The sequence below is a fragment of the Eubacterium maltosivorans genome (genome assembly GCF_002441855.2).
Lineage (GTDB): Bacteria > Bacillota > Clostridia > Eubacteriales > Eubacteriaceae > Eubacterium > Eubacterium maltosivorans.
In genome coordinates this window covers 507,933-525,421 of the sequence record NZ_CP029487.1, presented here as the reverse complement: position 1 = coordinate 525,421, position 17,489 = coordinate 507,933, and the positions used below count along the sequence as shown (strand labels likewise).

Here is a 17,489-nt window from a genome sequence, read left to right as displayed (position 1 = left end):
TTTTGGACGCCCGAATCGCTGTTGTCATCTGTCTTGCCCAGCTTATCCCCTGTTTTTTTTGTTTTTTTGCTGTTTTTATTGAGCATTTAAAGGTTCCTAAGTGGGTTTGGTTTGTCGTCATTGTGTCTATCCTCGCCTTCAGCGTGTTTATCACAGACATTTATCTCACGCCAGACAGCGTCTTCTACAGTGTTCGCGGCGTCCTGAGCTTTGTATTCTTTCTTTTTGTCGTTACGGCTGCTCTTTTCTGTATAAGGGATAATTATTTTACAAATCTCTTTGTTTTGTGCTTTCTGACAAACTACAACGACTATATTCAGCTTCTGGCAAAAATTTTTAATATTGTCTGGAACAATCGGTTTGGCCTTTTTAATTATCCGCTTGATTTTACAATCACCCTTGTATTACTGGAGCTGGCTGCTTTTCCTTTCCTGTTCTGGTTTATGCAGAAAACTATTAAGCCTGTTATCGAACAGACCAGCGATATGCCCGCATGGCGCTACCTTTGGATTATCCCCATATCCTTTTACTTTATTTTCCGGATTGGGCTGTACCCCACCTTTTGCGACAGCAGCCTGGTCTGGCACAACAGTTTTTTCCTGCTGCCTGTGGCGTGGATTATCGGGACTATCCTGACCTACTATATCGTCATGCGCACCCTGCTGGAAAGCTTCGCCAACTCAAGGCTGCAGTCAAAGCTGAGCGTCATGGATCTTCAGATCGAGCTCCAGAAGGAGCAGTATGAGCAGCTTCAGAAAAATATCGAGGACACAAGGGCCGCAAGGCATGACCTCAGGCATAACCTGCTGGCCCTCAAGGGCTATGCCGACCAGAGAGATACCGCCGGCCTTCTGCGGTATATTAACCACTACCTGAAAATACTGGATACCGATGAGGCGCCTTCCTTTTGCGAAAACTACGCTGTCGATACCATCCTCCGCCATTACTATCTGCTGGCGCGCAAGGCTGGTATCGAGATGAATGTTACGGTCAATCTGCCAAAGGAGCTGCCCATAACCGAGATGGACGCATGCGTGGTGCTTGGAAATCTTTTGGAGAATGCACTGGATGCCTGCCTGCTTCAGACGAGGCTGCGCCGCTTTATTCATGTAAGTGTCGGTATTGCCGGACAGCGGATGGTGGCCGTTAACGTGAAAAACAGTTATGAAAATGAAATTCGACAGGTAAAGGACAGGTTTTACTCCACCAAACGCGCCGGTGAGGGTATCGGCCTCGCTTCTGTCCGCCATATCGCTGAAAAGCACCAGGGCTTTGCCCATTTCGATTACGCTGACCACATTTTCAAAGCCTCTGTTTTACTGATGCCGGAAAGGAAATAAAAAACTCCTGCGAAGCTGCAGGAGTTTTTTTGTTTATGGCTTCAGATAAAACCAGGTAAAGTGCAATGAGATAAAAGCATCGCTGCTCTTTCCATAAAAATTCCCCGTTTTATGGAAAAGGCAAAGCGTCAAAAATCAATGACCGGCGCTCTGGATAACACCGGCCTTCCAAAAGCATCATATATGGAGGCACGTTTTGGAATGTGATCAAAATGAATCGGACCAACGCTTTCGATCTGATTTATGCACCCGTCCCAGCTGCCAAAATCGGAATTTTAAAGTGAGTCTGTTCTTATTTTCTGATGCCGCCCCCCAGTTTGAGATTGTGATGTATGGCTAAGGGGGGCCGGTCCGCCGGCCGCAGTGGTGAAAATGATAATGTTAAAAGCGTGTTATTTTTTTGAACCTGTTCAATCGCCTCAAGGTAATGAAGCGATCTGGAGGAGTCCCAAAATCACAGCCCTGTTGGTTCGGCAGGGCTACTCCTCATGACTGTGTTCCATCGCACAGCCATTTTTACCGGCGCCATCAGAAAAATCAGAAACAGCTGATGTGTCGTGAGATCTCATGGCAAGAGCCTCATCTCCCCATCAAAAACAATTTGCTGCATTTTTTTACAAGAACACAGCGAAAAACTTGTTTTCATTATAAAAATGAAAATAAACAGCACAAATGGAGCGTCTACAGCCAGACCAGAGATTTGAATTGGTATGGATGAGAGGATTTTATACTTGCTTTCACAAATATAGTCAAACCTCTGGAATGGCAGGGTGTGCTTATCTCAAAAGGCGTGAGCATATGGGGCTCTTCCTTTTGTGATCCATCGGATGACTAAATTATAGCACTTCAAGTCACCTTATTGTAAAATATTACGGTAAAAAATTACCCTTTTCGGTAAAACTTGGGGCAACTATCCCTGTTTGGGTATATCCTGACGATATTTTAACGCTGTGCTGTACTTGCTTATCCATCCTTTTTCCATTATAATGAAACGGAATACAAAGACAGGAGATGACTTTTTGAACGCTTTCAGCCAAAAAATTTATTTAGAGCTGCCGGCACCTGGCCAGGGCGACATCACAGCAGACCGCGAACGCCTGCTGCAGGGCCTTGAAGCCACCTTTTCACCGCTGGCGCTATCCTATAAAACCTACAAAAAATACGCAGCTGTCTGCCGGAAAGCTGGTTTCAAGGTAACCTGCACCCTGGTTTACGCTGGAACCCACTGGGAACTGACGCGCATTGAAGCCAGCGACACCACCGCAGAAAACTACGGCCTGGCCGTGGATCTCGGCAGCACCACTGTGATCATGCAGTCCATCGACTTAAACACTGGACAGGTATTGGCAGAAAAAAGCCGCTTTAACAGACAGATCGACTACGGCGATGAGATATTAAGCCGCATTTTCTATACCAAGGGCCGGCCTGACCACCTGGACGAGCTTCAGGCCAGCACTGTCCAGACCTTCTGCGGTTTGTTTGACGACCTCACCGCCCAAACGGGCATCGCGCCCGAGGCTTACAGCATTATGATTGTGTCTGGCAACACGACCATGACGCATCTTTTCCTCGGTATTGATCCCTGGCCCATTTTTGAAGTTCCCTTTACCCCCATGTTCAACCACACAGACTTTATACCCGCCGCCGATCTGGGCCTGCCCACCAGCGGACTGGTTTACTGTATGCCCTCAGCAGCCAACTACCTGGGCGGCGACATCATCAGCGGCCTGCTGGCGGCCCGGCTCGACAGGCAGAAAAAGCCTTCCCTCTTTATCGACATTGGCACCAATGGCGAGATGGTGCTGGGCGATGAAAATTTCCTGATCGCCGGGGCTGGCGCGGCCGGTCCCGCGCTGGAGGGCGGTATCAGCAAGAGCGGCATGAAGGCCGGGCCGGGCGCCATTGACCATGTGCGTATCACAGACAGTGTTCTGCACTGCACCACCATTGAAAACGCGCCGCCCAAAGGTATCTGCGGCTCCGGCATTGTGGATCTGCTGTCGGAAATGCTCCTGAACGGCTGGATCGACTTTTCCGGGAAGTTTAACCCTGACGCCACAGACCGCATTGTGACCACCGATGACGGCTATGCCCTGCGGTATGCCGACGCGGATGTGACCGCTGACGGCGCCCCGCTTCTCTTCAATCAGACAGACATCACCCAGTATCTGGACACCAAGGCTGCCGCCAACACCATGGTGGCCTATCTTCTGGAAGCCGCGGGCATTGGGCCAGAGGACATTGACCAGGTCTTTATCGCCGGGGCGTTCTGCGCGCATATCAACCTTGAAGCCGCTGTCAACATCGGCCTCTACCCCGACCTTCCGGCCGAGCGCTTTACGGTTCTGGGCAACAGCTCCCTGACCGGCGCGCGGGCCCTGCTGCTGGACTATACCCTTTTCGATACGGTGGGCGCGCTTCAGGACAATATCCATTATCTGGAGTTTGGCGCAGCGCCGGACTTTCTGACCCGCATGTTTGCCGCGCGCTTTCTGCCCCACACCGATCTGAGCCTCTACCCCACTGTGCGGCAGCGCTTAAAAGAACGCGGTGTCCTGCGCTGAGCATAAAAAATCCCACGAGCCATCCGTGGGATTTTTTAATGCTTAATCCTATCTTTTTCCGGGCATTTCAAGACCTTCCAAAGCCTTGTTGATAAAGTCATTAAAGGGCTTTATCCGTCTGAACACATCCACTGCCTCGTCCAAAAAGGCTTCGCGGTCCAAAAACAGGTCTTTTTCGATGCCATACTCCACATACCAGGACTTATGCTTTAAAAGTTCGCCACAGGGGTGTTCTTTATCGTAACCGCGCGGCACATTTTTAAGCTTTTCACCCTGGAGCGTCAGTTTTTCGGCAAAATCTGGCGCCGCTAAAATAGCCTCGAAGCGACTGCCCTCCAACACAATCTGATCTCTTATGCGTCTGGTGATCTCTGGCATTTTGGCGTGAAAGACACCGCCGCCCAGAAAAATATGGCCTGGCGAGACAAACAGGTAGTCTCCCACTGGCACCATGCCTCTGCCCTGCGGTGAAATATGCGCGCGGAACGCCGGCGCGTAGGGGCTCTTATCCTTACTGAAGCGGGTGTCCCGGTTAAGCCTGAAAACAAGGTCTCCAGGGTTTATCAGGCCCAGGTCGGGCTCGTCGGGGAGCATCTTCTGCATTAAATCTGAGACAAGGCCGACAAAGGCGGCCCGGGCGGCCCTGTACTCTGGCTGATGACTGTGCATCCATTCCAGGGTGTTATTAGCCTGCAGCTGCGCCAGAAAATCCAGCATTTTTTCACTGTCGTTCATCTTATATTCTCCCCGCTTTCTGAATCGAAGCCATTGAATCTGAAGCTACCAGACGGTTGATAAAGGCCCGGGCATTTTCCGGCACACGGTACTCTGGCAGGCTTTCAAATACACCGGCCAGTGCATCCATGTTTTCCATTTCTTTTTTGCACACCTCTAAAACGCTGTACTCCAGACGTGCGGGGTTCAAACGCTTTTGGCCCACCGCGTAACCAAGGCGCTTTTGGCAGGCGCACATGCCACTCCCGCTGAGGCCGCAGTATTTTTTTAGGAAATCATTGACCTGTCTGCGGATGCGGGAGAGCTTCTGCCGGTAGTTTTCCGGCGTTGTATCAAAAATATTGGCCCCCATGGCGCTGTCGATTTTGAACATGGCGCCCAGCACATAAATACAGCGGCTTTCCGCGTCCAGGCACTGCAGCATGACATTGGTACAGGAAAGCTTCAGCTCCTCGGCCAAAAGCTCGGCGTCCACCCCAGCCTGAGGATCCGGGCAGCGCTCAGCCATGCCTTGCTCGATATCGCGGGCATAAAAATCAAAGGTGAGGGGCTGACGGTCGAACCGTGAGCGGCGGTAATCCACCAGATAGTTTTTGGCGATACGGTAAACCCAGGTGGAAAAAAGGCTCTCTCCCTTAAAGGACGAAAGGCTTGTCATGACACGGATCATGATCTCCTGGGTGGCGTCCTCGGCGTCCTCGATCATTCCCATCATGCGCAGCGACAGGTTAAAAACCATATCCTGAACCGATTCCAGCACAGTCCCCAGTGCTTCCTTATCCCCCTCCAGGGCTCGCCTGATAAAAGTACGCATCTCTTTTTCTGAAACCATTATGTTTCCTCCTTTATGCTTATACAGGATTAGACGACAGCCAAAGCCCACTGTGACAAAATTCAAGTATTTTTTTCGCCTTTTTGCGCCTAAACAAAAAGAGCGGACTCTAAGCCGCTCTTACTGCCGTTTATCCGGCGAATACATAGCCGTTTTTACTGTTTTTCTTGCGCTCGTACAGGGCCTGATCGGCTGAACGCACCAGCGCGCTGTAGGTGCTGCCGTTATCCGGCGCCAGGGCGATGCCAATGCTGACGGTAATGCTGCAGTCTGGAATATCCATGACAGGCTTTACCACACGCTCACAGAACTGCTGGGCAGTCTGGCCGATGCTGTCGCGGCCGGCTGTCTTTTGTGCAAAGACCACAAACTCGTCGCCGCCTACACGGCCCATGATGCTCTGGCCGCCAAAGCTGTCGCGGATCCGGTCGGACAAAACCTTTAGCACGGTATCGCCGGCCAGATGGCCGAACACATCGTTAATCCCCTTAAAATCATCGATGTCAATCATCAGCAGCACGCCCTCTGCGCCCTGCTCCAGAGAGGTGTTAATCTCCTGCTCGACACTGACTCGGTTTAAAAGGCCTGTCAGTGAGTCCAGCTGGGCCATCCGCCTGAGTTCGTTGGTTTTCTGCTCAAGGGCATGGCGGAATTCCTCGTTGCGCTTTTCCGTAATGGTCTTAGGGAAGAATTCCCCTTCCAGCTGCTCAAAATTGGGGACGGAGTGATGCAGGTGGACGACCTTAAAGGTATCGCCGCTGACCCGCAGTGTCAGAGAAAAGCGGGTGTGCATGGCCGCAACCAGTGGGTTATCGCTGGCCTCATGGGCGTCAAAGCCTCCAAAAACAACGACAAATTCATTGCTCATGACCCGAACCTCATACCACTGGTCATCAATGGTAAAATGGCCGTTCCACTCCTCTTCCTCACCCAGGAGCGCTGCGCGAACCTGTTCCAGACTATAACAGATTTCGCCGTCTCCGGTGCCAATATAGGAAGCGTTATCGTCAAACACCTTCGTCAGCTTCAGAAGATCACGATTGACCAGATAATCCTCCCATATGGATTTTGCAAAGGCAACTGCCTTTTCCTCAATCTTTTTCATATACAGGCTCCTCAGTTTCTCATTATATCTATTATACAGTGCTTTTATGCCTGGGGCAAGGCTTAATTACACCGCCCAGGCGGTCATCTGGGTCGATACGGCCTGTTTCAGGCCGGGGTGCGCCGTTTCGACGTATCCCAGCCCGCTTACAATATAAAAAGCAGGAAGGCTCTTGGAGGGGAGCATTCCTGCCGACTGTTAAATGTTTACTGCTAAATGTTAAAAATTTTAGTTTGGAAGGGTAATTTTCTTTAAATTATTTATTCATTTGATGAGCAGCCGGCGGTGATGTACCGCCGGCCATAGAGGGGTGATCATTTCACTTGGAGAATGAAATCATCGGGTTACGCATCAGACTATGCGTCCAGCTTGCCTTTGCGGTGCGCTTTGATATACTTGCCGCAGTAGTTGTCCTTGCCAAGGAGCGCGGTGGATGTGATGATATCAGCCATCATCTTGCCGTTGGTGGGGTCAAGTACATAGCCGTCCATCCCCAGGGTCATTGTCTGGACTACAAACAAACGGTTCAGTATACTGCGGTTCGGCAGGCCATAGGAAATGTTACTTAAACCGCACATGAAGTGTACATCGGGGTAATCCTGCTTGATCTGCCGGATGGTGTCGAGCACTTCCTCTCCAGCGCTGGTAACGCTGCTGATGGGCTTGACCAGCGGGTCAAAGTACATGTCGTCATCGGCGATGCCCTCGGCCTTGAGCTTGGCATAAAGGTTTTTCACAACCTTCATGCGGTCGGCCGCGGTTTCCGGCATACCGGTGGAATCCATGCACAGCACGACGATTTTGGCGTTATACTTTTTAATTAAGGGAAGAACAGATTCATAACGCTCATCCTCGTCAGAGATGGAATTGATCATGGGACGGCCATTTTTACACAGGGCCAGGCCCACGTCCAGTGCTTTGGCGTTGGGGCTGTCAATGCACAGGGGGGTGTCCACCTCGTCCTGAACAATATTCACAAGCCATTCCATTATTTCCAGTTCATTCTTGACCATATTGCCGCAGTTCACGTCGATATAGGTCGCGCCGGCGTCTGCCTGCTTTCTGGCAAGGTCCCGGATGAACGCTTCATCTTTGTTATTTACCGCCTCCTTAACCGCGGGGCGGCTGGTGTTTATGAGTTCACCAACAATTGTCAGCATTTGAAATGCCTCCTGTTCGTCAAATTTTATGTTTAACTAATCTTTATGCCAGTTTTCTGCCTGCTACATGGCCATCATGCGGTCACAGAGCTCAACGGCGGTAGAGGCGTCTTCGGAATAACCGTCCGCGCCGATATCATCGGCAAATTCCTGAGAGATGGGCGCGCCGCCTATAATGATCTTAACCTGGTCACGCAGACCGGATTCGTTAATTAATTTAACGGTGTCGTCAATCTTCATCATGGTGGTGGTCAACAGTGAGGACATGCCCACAATGTCTGGCTTGTGCTCTTTAATCCCTGCAACAAACTGTTCTTCTTTAACGTCAACCCCCATGTCTACCACGGTGTAGCCGCGGCTTTCCATCATTAAGACCACCAGATTTTTGCCGATGTCGTGCAGGTCACCGTTGACGGTGCCGATGATAACCTTGCCCTTGGTAGGCATGTCGGCGTCGGTGATTAAGGGCTTAACCACCTGCATGCCTTCGTTCATGGTATCCGCGGATTCCATGACTTCGGGCACAAACATTTCACCACTCTTAAACAGCGGCGCCACAATGTTCATACCGCCGATCAGGCCATCATTGATGATGGTGGTGGGGTCGATGCCTTCGTCCACTGCCTTCTGTACCAGATCCTTGATCTCATCCAGTTCGCCGTCTAACACACAGTTTTGAATATCTTCTAAAATTGCCATTTTTATATCCTCCGATTTTTGTTTTTATTCCTGATTAAAGCTGCTTACCTGAGCTTCCGGCGCGCAGTGTGTACTGGCTGCGCCGGAAGGTATTATCCAATTTTTAAAAATATTTTAATAGTGAATTTTCCGTTTTTTATTTTAGAATATTAATATCCGCTGCTTAAGCCTTTAAGCCGTAGCCTTCAGGGTGCCATTTGTCCATATCCAGCTCGGGTTTGATTTCTGCGTAGAACTGTTCCGGATCGTCTGGAATCTTGTCCACTGCTTTTTCCATCTTGTCGAGCCATTTCATGTCGCGGCGGTCAGCCTTGACCTTTTCGGCCTTGATGGCGTCGCGCAGCTCATTGATGGTCAGCTTGGCGGCCAGCTTGGTTCTCAGGAAGTTATCCTGTTCTTTAACCAGCTCGCCGGCGATCTTAAGCACAACATCTGGTCTCAGAACCCATGCCTGAACGTCCAGCGGCGCGTCGGACTCGGTGAGCAAGTCTCGCATCATGATCCCCTGGCCCTTTTCCTTGGCTGTGTTCATGAGACGGCAGTCGTACACGAGCTGTTCCATACCCACTACCGGCGCCATTTCGGATAAAAGCTTAACCTGCTGGATGGATTCATTACTCCAGGTATCGGCCACTGCTGCCGCGATGTTGCCAACCGGGCTTAAGTGGGCGCCCGCCGCGCTCTTTCCTTCCATGGCGATGGGACTGCCGGTAATGGCCTTGAGGTATGGGCCTTCGTAAGCGCAGTCCTTGCTTGGGCCAACGGCGCCCTGTTCAAAGGCAACCAGCGCTCTCGGCACTGCCACAACACGCATAACCGCCGCGAACACATGGGGGATAAAGCCTTTTTCGGCCAGCACCATGGCGGTGTTGGCAAAGCCGCAGGCAGAGTCGCCAGCGGCGAAGCAGCCATTAGCGTCGGATAATTTAACCAGGTTGCCCCAGAGATATTCCATATCGCGGCAGCCCAGAACACCCATGGCGAAGATGGCCTTGCGGATATCCGCCTTTACTAGGGCTTCGTCGTTGATTTCCTTACCGCCGGTCGATTCGATGGATAAGAAGTCCGAACCATCCTTGGCGCACTGTTCGTACAGCTCCAGCATGGTATCCCAGTATTTACCGCCGCGCATTACCGGAGGACGGCTCATTTCGCGCAGGTCGTTGGGGGTCGTCCGCAGCGCTGCCTTGAGGCCGTACTTGTCAGCCGCTTCCTTAATGCCGTTTAACAAAATGCGGTTGGCGTCGATGCCATATTTCGGGTGCTCGGTAAAGTCCGGCACGGTTTCAAATTCGACCAGTACGCCGGGCGCGTAGAGCTCTGCCGCGCGCTTGAGCACGCCGTCGATGATATTGGAATAAATGCTCAGCGCCTTATCGATGGTCTGATCGTTTACATCCATACCTGGAAGTGTAAAGTTAATTTCCGGATAGATGGTGCCGCCGCCGATGACCATGCCGCTCTTGGTGGTCACAGGGTTCGGGCAGGAGCCATAAATAAAATCATCCAGATGATTAATTGCCAATTTATCAAATTTCTTTGCCATTTTTGTATCCTCCACTTTTTAGTTCGTTGAATGCTGAAGGGAGCCTTTGCAACAAGGGTTGATGACGATGAACCCGGCCATTTCCACCAGGCGTCTGAAAATCTCATTTCCGTCCTCCTGTCCATCTCCATAAACAGGGCCCAGGGCAATGGCACCAGACTTCAGGTCATCCAGTCCGCTGCCGACTACTGGTTCCAGCCGCTTTTTCACTTCTCTGAAAAGCTGGCCTGCCAGTAATAAATCACCGGCAAAGTACTCACCAGCCTCAAAAAGTGTTCCGACCTTCTCCGTTCCCTGCCGGCAGGCTTCGATCACATATAATCCTTCTTCCCTCGATGGATTTAAAGCTAAAAATTCATCAATCGCCAGCATCAGATTTTCTTCTTCCAAATTTGCCATCAGATTTGTGATTACTTTAAATTCCATAAAAGCCTCTCTAATCCTAAAATATCCTTTTTAAAACATCCTTTAACGCTTTAATACACTCCTCTTTCCTTAAAATATACATCATGATCACCCCGCGGGACTTATTAAATAATTATTTATGTTATTATCATACACCCTGCGGGGCTGTCTGTCTTTGGACGATTTATATACTTTTCGGTAATATCTTGCTTTTTATAATTATTATGCTAAAATCATACTAAAAAAAGGCCTTATTCTTTTAAAATAAAGCCTTTTTACATGATTAATAAATTCAAAAGTCAGGAACAAAGATAAAACACGAGGCTGTTCAGGTTAAAGGTTGAAGGTTGAAAGTTGAAGGTTATGGAACGCTTTGCTAACGCAAAAGCGATTGAAATCACGGCCGCAGGCCGTATCCAATCAAATCTGTCAAAGGCAGATTTGTACCTGAACTTTCCACTTTCCATTTTCAACTTTCAACTAAACCGTTCTCTTTTTAATGCTTTGCCTCTTATTGTTAAAGTTTGTTGACATGATTAATGGTCGTGATGCTGGTGTTCATGCCCATGATCGTGATGCCCGTGACAGACAGGGCAAACTTCGCCGTCGTGATCGTGATGCTCATGGGCTTCCTCGGTGATGGCCTCTGTCACCCGCATAACCACCTGATGATAGTCCTTCTCAATAAACAGCCAGGAAAGGTTTAAAAGCTTCCGGCTCTCCTCGGCAGTAACACCGCTGACCAGGGAATTGATGATCATTTTCACCTGGCTCGACGCTTCGCTGCCGCCCGTATACTCGTGATGAACGCCGGCCAGGGCGTTGACACAGCTGAACTTGATAAAGGCGGCGTCCGAAAGTTCCGCCAGGCCCTTGATATGGCCGATAAAGGTCTTTTCTCTTTCTGATATGCGGTTGGCGTACACGCCCATGAGGCTGCCGATCATTTCCTCCCACTCCTCGGGCGTCATGGGGGCATCGGATTTAAACTGAAGCTTGAAAACCGCTGGTATAAACTCATTCTGATACATTGTTTTTTCTCCTGTCTAACGGACTAAGTATGTCTTGAATGCTGGTGTCAGCCCGGCGCTGACATCCATCTTAAAGACCGGAATCCTGCCGTCCAGATTCCGGATCATGCCCTCTGCCTCACGCACCGCGTGCTCGGGGGCCTCGTCAATCTTATTAATCACCACTGCCCGGGCCAGCTCCAGAGAGCTCTTTAGCAGGCTGTTCAGCCGCACCCGGTACAGATCCACCCGCAGCGGATCAAAGATAAACACATTGCGGATATCCTCTGGCGTGTAACCACAGTTTTCCATGGACGGGTACATGCCGGCCGGGTCGGCCATGCCAGATGGCTCAAACAGAATATAGTCGATGCCGTCGTATTCTGTAAGCAGATGGTTGATAGTGGCCTCCAGGGTCACTTTCAGCGTACAGCACACACAGCCGCCAAACAGATCCAGCACGTCATAACCCAGCTTGCGCATCTGCCGGTTATCGATGCCCACCTCGCCGATCTCATTGACGATGATGGCGCATTTTTTATTTCCCGCTGCCAGCAGCTCAATGGTTTTTAGCAGCATGGTCGTCTTTCCTGAGCCTAAAAATCCCGTAAACAGGATGATTTCTGGCTTTTTCTCACACATTTCTCACACCTCACTTGTCCCAAAATAGCCGCTGCCTCTGCCCAGAAGCTGGTTGACCACATCGATAGCCCCAAAGATATCTTTGCCGTAGCCGTTGGCGCCCACCTCGTCGGCAAAGTCCTGGGTCACAGGCCCGCCGCCCACAATGATCTTCACCTTGTCCCGGAGGCCTTCATCGGTCACCTCCTGGATCACATTGCGCATCTCGCCGATGGTGGTGGTCAGCAGGGCGGACATGGCTAAAATATCTGGCTGGCACTCCCGAATGGCAGCCACAAAGGTGGCGGGCGGCACATCGATGCCCAGATCGACAACCTCATAGCCCTCACCCTGAAGGCTCCAGGTGACCATATTCTTGCCAATGTCGTGCAGATCCCCGGCCACTGTGCCGATGACCACCCTGCCCTTGTGGCCGCTTACAGCCCTTGTGAGCAGTGGCTTGAGCACATAAAGGCTGGCATGCATGGCCCGGGACGACATGAGCACATCGGGGATATAGATATCCCCTTCCCTGAACTCCCGGCCGATTTTATCCATGGTCGGAATCAGCGCCTTTTTAATGATGGCCTCCGGGCTGATCTCACGCGCCAGGGCCGCCTCGGTTTTACCCTTCACATACTCCGCGTCGCCGTCCACCAGGCCCTGCTGTATTTCCATAATAATCTGGTCCATGCACTCCCCCCCTTTCCTCATGCTCTGCGCGCCTACCGGCTCTGCCTGAACTGTGTCGGCGTCATGCCTTCGTTTTTTTTGAACACCTTTGAGAAATAGCTCGCGTCGCTGTAGCCCAGCCGAATGGCAATCTCGTCAATTTTGTACCGCGTGTTGCCCAGCATCTTCTTGGCCTCGTCCAGCTTGACCCGGGTCACATAGTCCATGACTGTGATGCTCTGACTCTCCTTAAAGATGCGGCTGACATAGTACGGGCTCAGATAAACCGAATCCGCGATTTCCTCAAGGGTCAGGTTGCGGTCATAATTGTTGCGTATAAAGCCCTTGATGCCCTCGATGGCCAGGCGGTTCTTAGACTTGCTGTTGGTCTGTATCTCTTTAAAATAGCGCTCCAGCACCTTTAACGCCGCTGTGTTGATAGCCTCGGTCGAATAGCAGGCCCCAAGCTCCTGCATAAAGGCAGCATTGATGCCAATGGGTCTTTCTGAATTGACGCCAGCCTCCACCGAGGCCCGGGACACCACGACCACCAGCTCAAAGACCCGCGCTCTGACCACAGCCAGGTTATTCTGCCCTGCTTCGGCAAAGATATCGGCCAGCATGACCTTAAAAATTTTGCGGCATTCGTCAAGGCCGCCCAGCTTAATCTTGCCGATGAGGCTTTTTTCCTTTTCGATATAATAGTTCAGGCTCTGGCTGTTCAGCTTTTCCTCCAGGCTTTTGCGGGTAGCGATCTCATCGTTTAAGAGCGTCTGCTGAAGCTCAAGCTCTTTTTTGCGCTGCATGCTCTGCCAGGCCGCATTCACAATGTAGTTGGCCATGACCGACAGCAGCGAGGCGGCGCTCTGCACCTTTTCACCCGACACCACCTGAAGCTCCTTGGCGGCCTTAAACAGCGGGTCAAAATCATCGGTGAGCACCCGGTTCATCTCCTCCAGCTCGATCCAGAAAAACTCCTCGGGCTCCCACATGAGCACCTGCCCGCAGATCACGCTGCCCAGATGCTCACCATCCACGATGATGGGCGCTGCCCATTCCACCAGACCGCCCGGGCACCTGAAGATATAGGGCTCGTTAAACAGGGCTGCCTGCTTGCCCGCCCGGGCGTAGGCGCCCTTGCAGCGCTGGATGCCCTTCTGCTTTTCCAGCTTCCAGATCAGCTGGCAGAAGCTGCAGTTGATCTGGGCGTCGGCCTTTGAGAAAATGGAACGCCCCGCTGTGTCCACGATGTTGGCGGTCAGGCCTGTCACATTGGTAAAGGCGTCCAGGATCTCGACCAACAGATTTTTATCCACCAGCTGCAAAAGGTGCGCCCGTGTGTCCGGCCCGTTCCGGCTTTCCTTCCCCACGCTGTTTTTCATTTCTGCGCCTCCTTGTTTCTCGTTTTCATCTGCCGCTATCTTTCTATATATAGTTATATAACAAAAAACGCGCTGTGAATAGGAAATTTCTTGTCATTTTCTGTACTATTTTGTGCTTCTTTCATGGCATGGAAAAAGCGGTAAAAGACACTCCGATCCTTTACCGCTCGCTTTGTTAAAATTTCTATTTATTTTTGTCCATATTTTTCATGGTGAACCCGGTCGGCGTCATACCGTTCTTCCACCTCGTAGGGCCGTTTGGCATAGCCAAAGGGAATGATGGCGTAGGGACGGATGTTATCCGGCAGCTCAAAGACCTTTGTGATGTGGTCCATGCGCTCCTTAAGCGGGGCCACTCCCAGCCATACCGCACCCAGTTCCTGGCTCACGGCCTCCAGCAGGATGTTTTCGCAGGCTGCGCCCAGGTCCTGTTCCCAGTGTTCCGGAAACCGCATTTCATTGGTATTGCCGAGCACCACGATGGCTGCCGGTACCTTGGCCACAAATTTGGCATAGGCATCGGTTTCGGACAGCTGTTCCAGTGTTTTTTTGTCCTCGACCACGATGAATTCCCAGGGCTGCTGGTTTCCGGCGGATGGGGCCTGCATGGCTGCCTTTAACAGCATTTCTATTTTTTCCTTTTCGACCGGCGCGTCTTTAAAGACTCTGACGCTGGCACGATTAAAAATCGCGTTCATATCATATCCTCCTATGTGTTAAGCTATTATAACTATTATATACCCAAATTCAAAAAAGGAAATGAAAAATTTTAAATTTTAAGCCGTTTTTTTCAGATAAAATCGCAGGCGCGCTCAGCCAGGACACTGCTGCCTGCCGCGGGCTTCGTCTCGGCCAGGGTCTGAACGGCTGTCACCGCAGAGGCGGCGGCGCTTCCATGGCTCTGAATGAGCGACTGTGTGGATTGAAACAGCCCTACAAGGGCAGCGGTCATTAAAATCAACAGCGCGAGGACCATGACGGTCAGCTGGTCTGTCTTTTTTGTCTTTGTCATTTCGTACACCCCCAAGGTTTATTTCCTAAGTATGTATTTAGTATAACAAATCATTGTGATCTTTCTGTGAACAAATTCTGAAATATTTCTGAAGAATTAAATTTCCACATGAATGTAGCCACTGCTGTAGTAGGGCAGCACGTTCAGCCCGCAGTCCTTTGCTCCGGCGGCCAGATCGCCCACGCTCACTCCCGGGCAGTAGAGATCTGCCGCGCAGCCCCGCTTGTGAAAGGACCAGCTGACGCCTCCTACCTCCTCGTTGCGCGCTGCGCACCGCACGCCTGAGGTGATGATGACTGGACGCCCGAAAGAACAGCGCAGGGCTTCGATCTTCTCCAAAAGCTCGGGGGCCATGGCGCAGGGCCAGCCATCGCAATAGCCTGTGCAGTCACACTGGTATTCTGCCATGGCAAAGTGGGGTGTTGCCATGAGGGGCGCCTTCTCCTCTGTGCTGGCCGGTGCGCTGTCGCTGTCCTGAGGCGGTGGCATTGCGGGTTCTCCGGGCTTTTCTGGCGTGGCCGGTTCTGTTTCCTCGGCGGGTGATGTCTCTGGGATGATGGGATTCTCGGCTCTTTTGGGGCTAAGGCTTTTCAGGAACAGCATTTGTTGAGGTAAGATAACGATACCTTTTTTGCAGAGGGTGTTATCTTACCTCTTTTTGATGTATGTTAGATAGCATAACTCTTTACGTCGGCTCCTATCTGTCTGAAATAGGAGATACTTTCGGTAGGCTTGTCACCTGTATCAACTCTGCCGACAAAGCTATAAAAGATTTCGATTTTGCGGGTGTTCGTTTCCTTATCCAGTTCGTGAATAAGAATACGGTCAATAAATTCATGGACGTTTTCGTAGGTCAGTTCTTCAATCGCTGTGTATCTGCGTACCAGTGCGACAAACCTTTTTACGTCCGCGCTGCGCTCGGTGGCGTTGTCGATTTCCTGTGACAGCTCCGCAATCCTCCGGGTCAGCGTCTTTTTTTCTTCATCATAGCCGGAAGTCAGAAAAGCAAATTGTTCATCTGAAAGTTTCCCTAAAGCGTTGTCCTCGTAGAGCTTGCGGAATAAGATGTTCAGCTCGTTAATACGGTTCTGCGCCTTGTCAAGCTCTTTCCGCTGCTGTGTCAGCGTCTTTTGTACTGCCTTTGCGCTGCACTCGTTGGCTGTTTCGATAAACTCCTGTTCATGCTCTTTCACATAAGACGTTACTCGCTGCAAGTCTGCAAGGACAAGTTCTTTCAATACGCTTTTGCGGATATAATGCGTAGTGCAGAGCATATCATTTCTTGCCCGGTTGCGGTAGTTGCCGCAAGTGTAGGCGTGTTTCCGTTCAAGCGTCCCGGCTCCGCGTACTGCATACATTTTGTAGCCGCAGTCCCCGCAAAAGAGCAGCCCGGAAAACAGGTCAATTTCATCAACCTTTGTCGGGCGTTGCCGGGTGGCAATCCGCTTCTGTGCAAGTTCAAAGGTTTCTTCATCAATCAAAGGTTCGTGAGTGTTGGGGAAGAAATACCTTTTTTCCTCCGGGTTCTTTTTCGTCTTTTTCGACTTATAAGATACCTTGTAGGTTTTCCCGGTTATGGTATGCCCTAAATATTCTTTCCTTGTCAGAATGTCGTACAGCGTCTTATCCGGCCAGTTGTACCATGCGTTGAGCTGTGGGCGGGGGTGGCGTTTGCTCCCTGTCCTGCGGTAGCGCAGTTCCCCGACGGTCAGTATTTCATTGTCCCGCAGCCAGTTCTGGATTTCACACATACGGTCGCCCCGTACATACATTGCAAAAATCTGTTTTACGACGTGCGCCGTTTCCGGGTCGGGTATCAGATGATTGCGGTTATCCGGGTCGATAAGGTAGCCGTAAGGAGCTTCGCCGTTGACGCGCTCGCCTTTCTGCGCCTTTGCCTGTTTGACAGCCCGGATTTTCTTTGAGGTGTCGCGGGCGTAAAACTCGTTGAACCAGTTCCGCAGAGGGGTAAACTCGTTATCTTCCCTTGCTGTGTCTACACCGTCGTTAATGGCAATGTAGCGCACTTCATATTCGGGAAAGACAATCTCTATCAGCTCCCCGGTTTTCAGATAATTACGTCCCAGACGGGAAAGGTCTTTTGTTATGACGGTCGCCACGTTCCCGGCTTCAACCTCATGCAGCATGGCTTGAAGCCCCTCACGCTCAAAGCTCACGCCGGAAAATCCGTCGTCTACGAAAAAGCGCGTGTTGAAAAAGTGGTGTTCGTCAGCATACTTTTGTAAAATCAGTTTTTGGTTCTGTATGCTCTCGCTTTCCCCGGCTTGCATATCTTCCTGGCTCAATCTGCAATATAAAGCGGTAATCTTGTCTGTCTGTAACATTTTGTCCTCCTTTCCGACGACAGACAAGCATGGTATTTGTACTGTCTATATTATACCACAT

17 protein-coding genes are annotated in these 17,489 nt (G+C 50.9%); 2 read left to right on the top strand and 15 right to left on the bottom strand.

The genetic code is table 11. From position 1 onward, the window contains the following. Positions 1-2 precede the first annotated feature (2 nt). Positions 3-1,340, top strand: a complete 1,338-nt coding sequence (locus CPZ25_RS02660) for an ATP-binding protein (RefSeq protein WP_096920799.1) — start codon at positions 3-5, stop codon at positions 1,338-1,340. Between the two features lie 1,019 nt (positions 1,341-2,359). Next, on the top strand, positions 2,360-3,904 hold the full coding sequence (locus CPZ25_RS02655) for an ASKHA domain-containing protein (RefSeq protein ID WP_096920798.1): 1,545 nt from the start codon (positions 2,360-2,362) through the stop codon (positions 3,902-3,904). A gap of 48 nt (positions 3,905-3,952) precedes the next feature. On the opposite strand, the gene CPZ25_RS02650 is transcribed toward CPZ25_RS02655, so the two are convergent. The 15 genes from CPZ25_RS02650 to CPZ25_RS02580 all read right to left on the bottom strand — a co-directional run bounded on the left by CPZ25_RS02650 (position 3,953) and on the right by CPZ25_RS02580 (position 17,428). Then, positions 3,953-4,639, bottom strand: a complete 687-nt coding sequence (locus CPZ25_RS02650; RefSeq protein ID WP_096920797.1) for a DUF2461 domain-containing protein — start codon at positions 4,637-4,639, stop codon at positions 3,953-3,955. Between the two features lies 1 nt (position 4,640). Further along, positions 4,641-5,471: an RNA polymerase sigma factor gene (locus CPZ25_RS02645; protein WP_074618408.1), complete on the bottom strand. Its 831-nt coding sequence runs from the start codon at positions 5,469-5,471 to the stop codon at positions 4,641-4,643. Positions 5,472-5,601: 130 nt separating this feature from the next. Further along, positions 5,602-6,576 carry a diguanylate cyclase domain-containing protein gene (locus tag CPZ25_RS02640; protein WP_058694739.1) on the bottom strand — a complete coding sequence of 325 codons (975 nt, stop codon included), beginning with the start codon at positions 6,574-6,576 and terminating at the stop codon, positions 5,602-5,604. A gap of 356 nt (positions 6,577-6,932) precedes the next feature. After that, a complete protein-coding gene (locus tag CPZ25_RS02635; protein ID WP_058696385.1) occupies positions 6,933-7,733 on the bottom strand; it encodes a methyltetrahydrofolate cobalamin methyltransferase in 801 nt (266 codons plus the stop codon). Positions 7,734-7,799: 66 nt separating this feature from the next. Then, positions 7,800-8,435, bottom strand: a complete 636-nt coding sequence (locus CPZ25_RS02630) for a cobalamin B12-binding domain-containing protein (RefSeq protein WP_074618410.1) — start codon at positions 8,433-8,435, stop codon at positions 7,800-7,802. Positions 8,436-8,598: 163 nt separating this feature from the next. Next, positions 8,599-9,981, bottom strand: coding sequence for a methyltransferase MtaB domain-containing protein (locus CPZ25_RS02625; RefSeq protein WP_096920796.1), 1,383 nt, complete (start codon positions 9,979-9,981; stop codon positions 8,599-8,601). A gap of 18 nt (positions 9,982-9,999) precedes the next feature. Further along, the gene (locus CPZ25_RS02620; protein ID WP_096920795.1) at positions 10,000-10,407 is read right to left on the bottom strand and encodes a B12-binding domain-containing protein; all 408 of its coding nucleotides are present in this window, start codon (positions 10,405-10,407) and stop codon (positions 10,000-10,002) included. A 515-nt stretch (positions 10,408-10,922) separates the two neighbouring features. Beyond that, positions 10,923-11,417 (bottom strand): hypothetical protein, encoded by a 495-nt coding sequence (locus tag CPZ25_RS02615; protein ID WP_074618413.1) that lies wholly within the window; start codon positions 11,415-11,417, stop codon positions 10,923-10,925. 15 nt (positions 11,418-11,432) lie between these two features. Next, positions 11,433-12,038 carry a GTP-binding protein gene (locus CPZ25_RS02610; protein WP_074618414.1) on the bottom strand — a complete coding sequence of 202 codons (606 nt, stop codon included), beginning with the start codon at positions 12,036-12,038 and terminating at the stop codon, positions 11,433-11,435. Positions 12,039-12,041: 3 nt separating this feature from the next. Next, positions 12,042-12,710 carry a cobalamin B12-binding domain-containing protein gene (locus CPZ25_RS02605; protein ID WP_096920794.1) on the bottom strand — a complete coding sequence of 223 codons (669 nt, stop codon included), beginning with the start codon at positions 12,708-12,710 and terminating at the stop codon, positions 12,042-12,044. A gap of 32 nt (positions 12,711-12,742) precedes the next feature. Next, a complete protein-coding gene (locus CPZ25_RS02600; protein ID WP_096920793.1) occupies positions 12,743-14,071 on the bottom strand; it encodes a PocR ligand-binding domain-containing protein in 1,329 nt (442 codons plus the stop codon). A gap of 188 nt (positions 14,072-14,259) precedes the next feature. Further along, on the bottom strand, positions 14,260-14,769 hold the full coding sequence (locus CPZ25_RS02595) for a nitroreductase family protein (protein ID WP_096920792.1): 510 nt from the start codon (positions 14,767-14,769) through the stop codon (positions 14,260-14,262). A gap of 92 nt (positions 14,770-14,861) precedes the next feature. Beyond that, complete coding sequence (locus CPZ25_RS02590; RefSeq protein ID WP_133067102.1) at positions 14,862-15,083, bottom strand: hypothetical protein; 222 nt, start codon at positions 15,081-15,083, stop codon at positions 14,862-14,864. A 96-nt stretch (positions 15,084-15,179) separates the two neighbouring features. Further along, complete coding sequence (locus CPZ25_RS02585) at positions 15,180-15,572, bottom strand: YcbK family protein (protein ID WP_423245034.1); 393 nt, start codon at positions 15,570-15,572, stop codon at positions 15,180-15,182. A 179-nt stretch (positions 15,573-15,751) separates the two neighbouring features. Continuing rightward, positions 15,752-17,428, bottom strand: a complete 1,677-nt coding sequence (locus CPZ25_RS02580; protein WP_002569190.1) for a recombinase family protein — start codon at positions 17,426-17,428, stop codon at positions 15,752-15,754. Between the last annotated feature and the right edge of the window lie 61 nt (positions 17,429-17,489).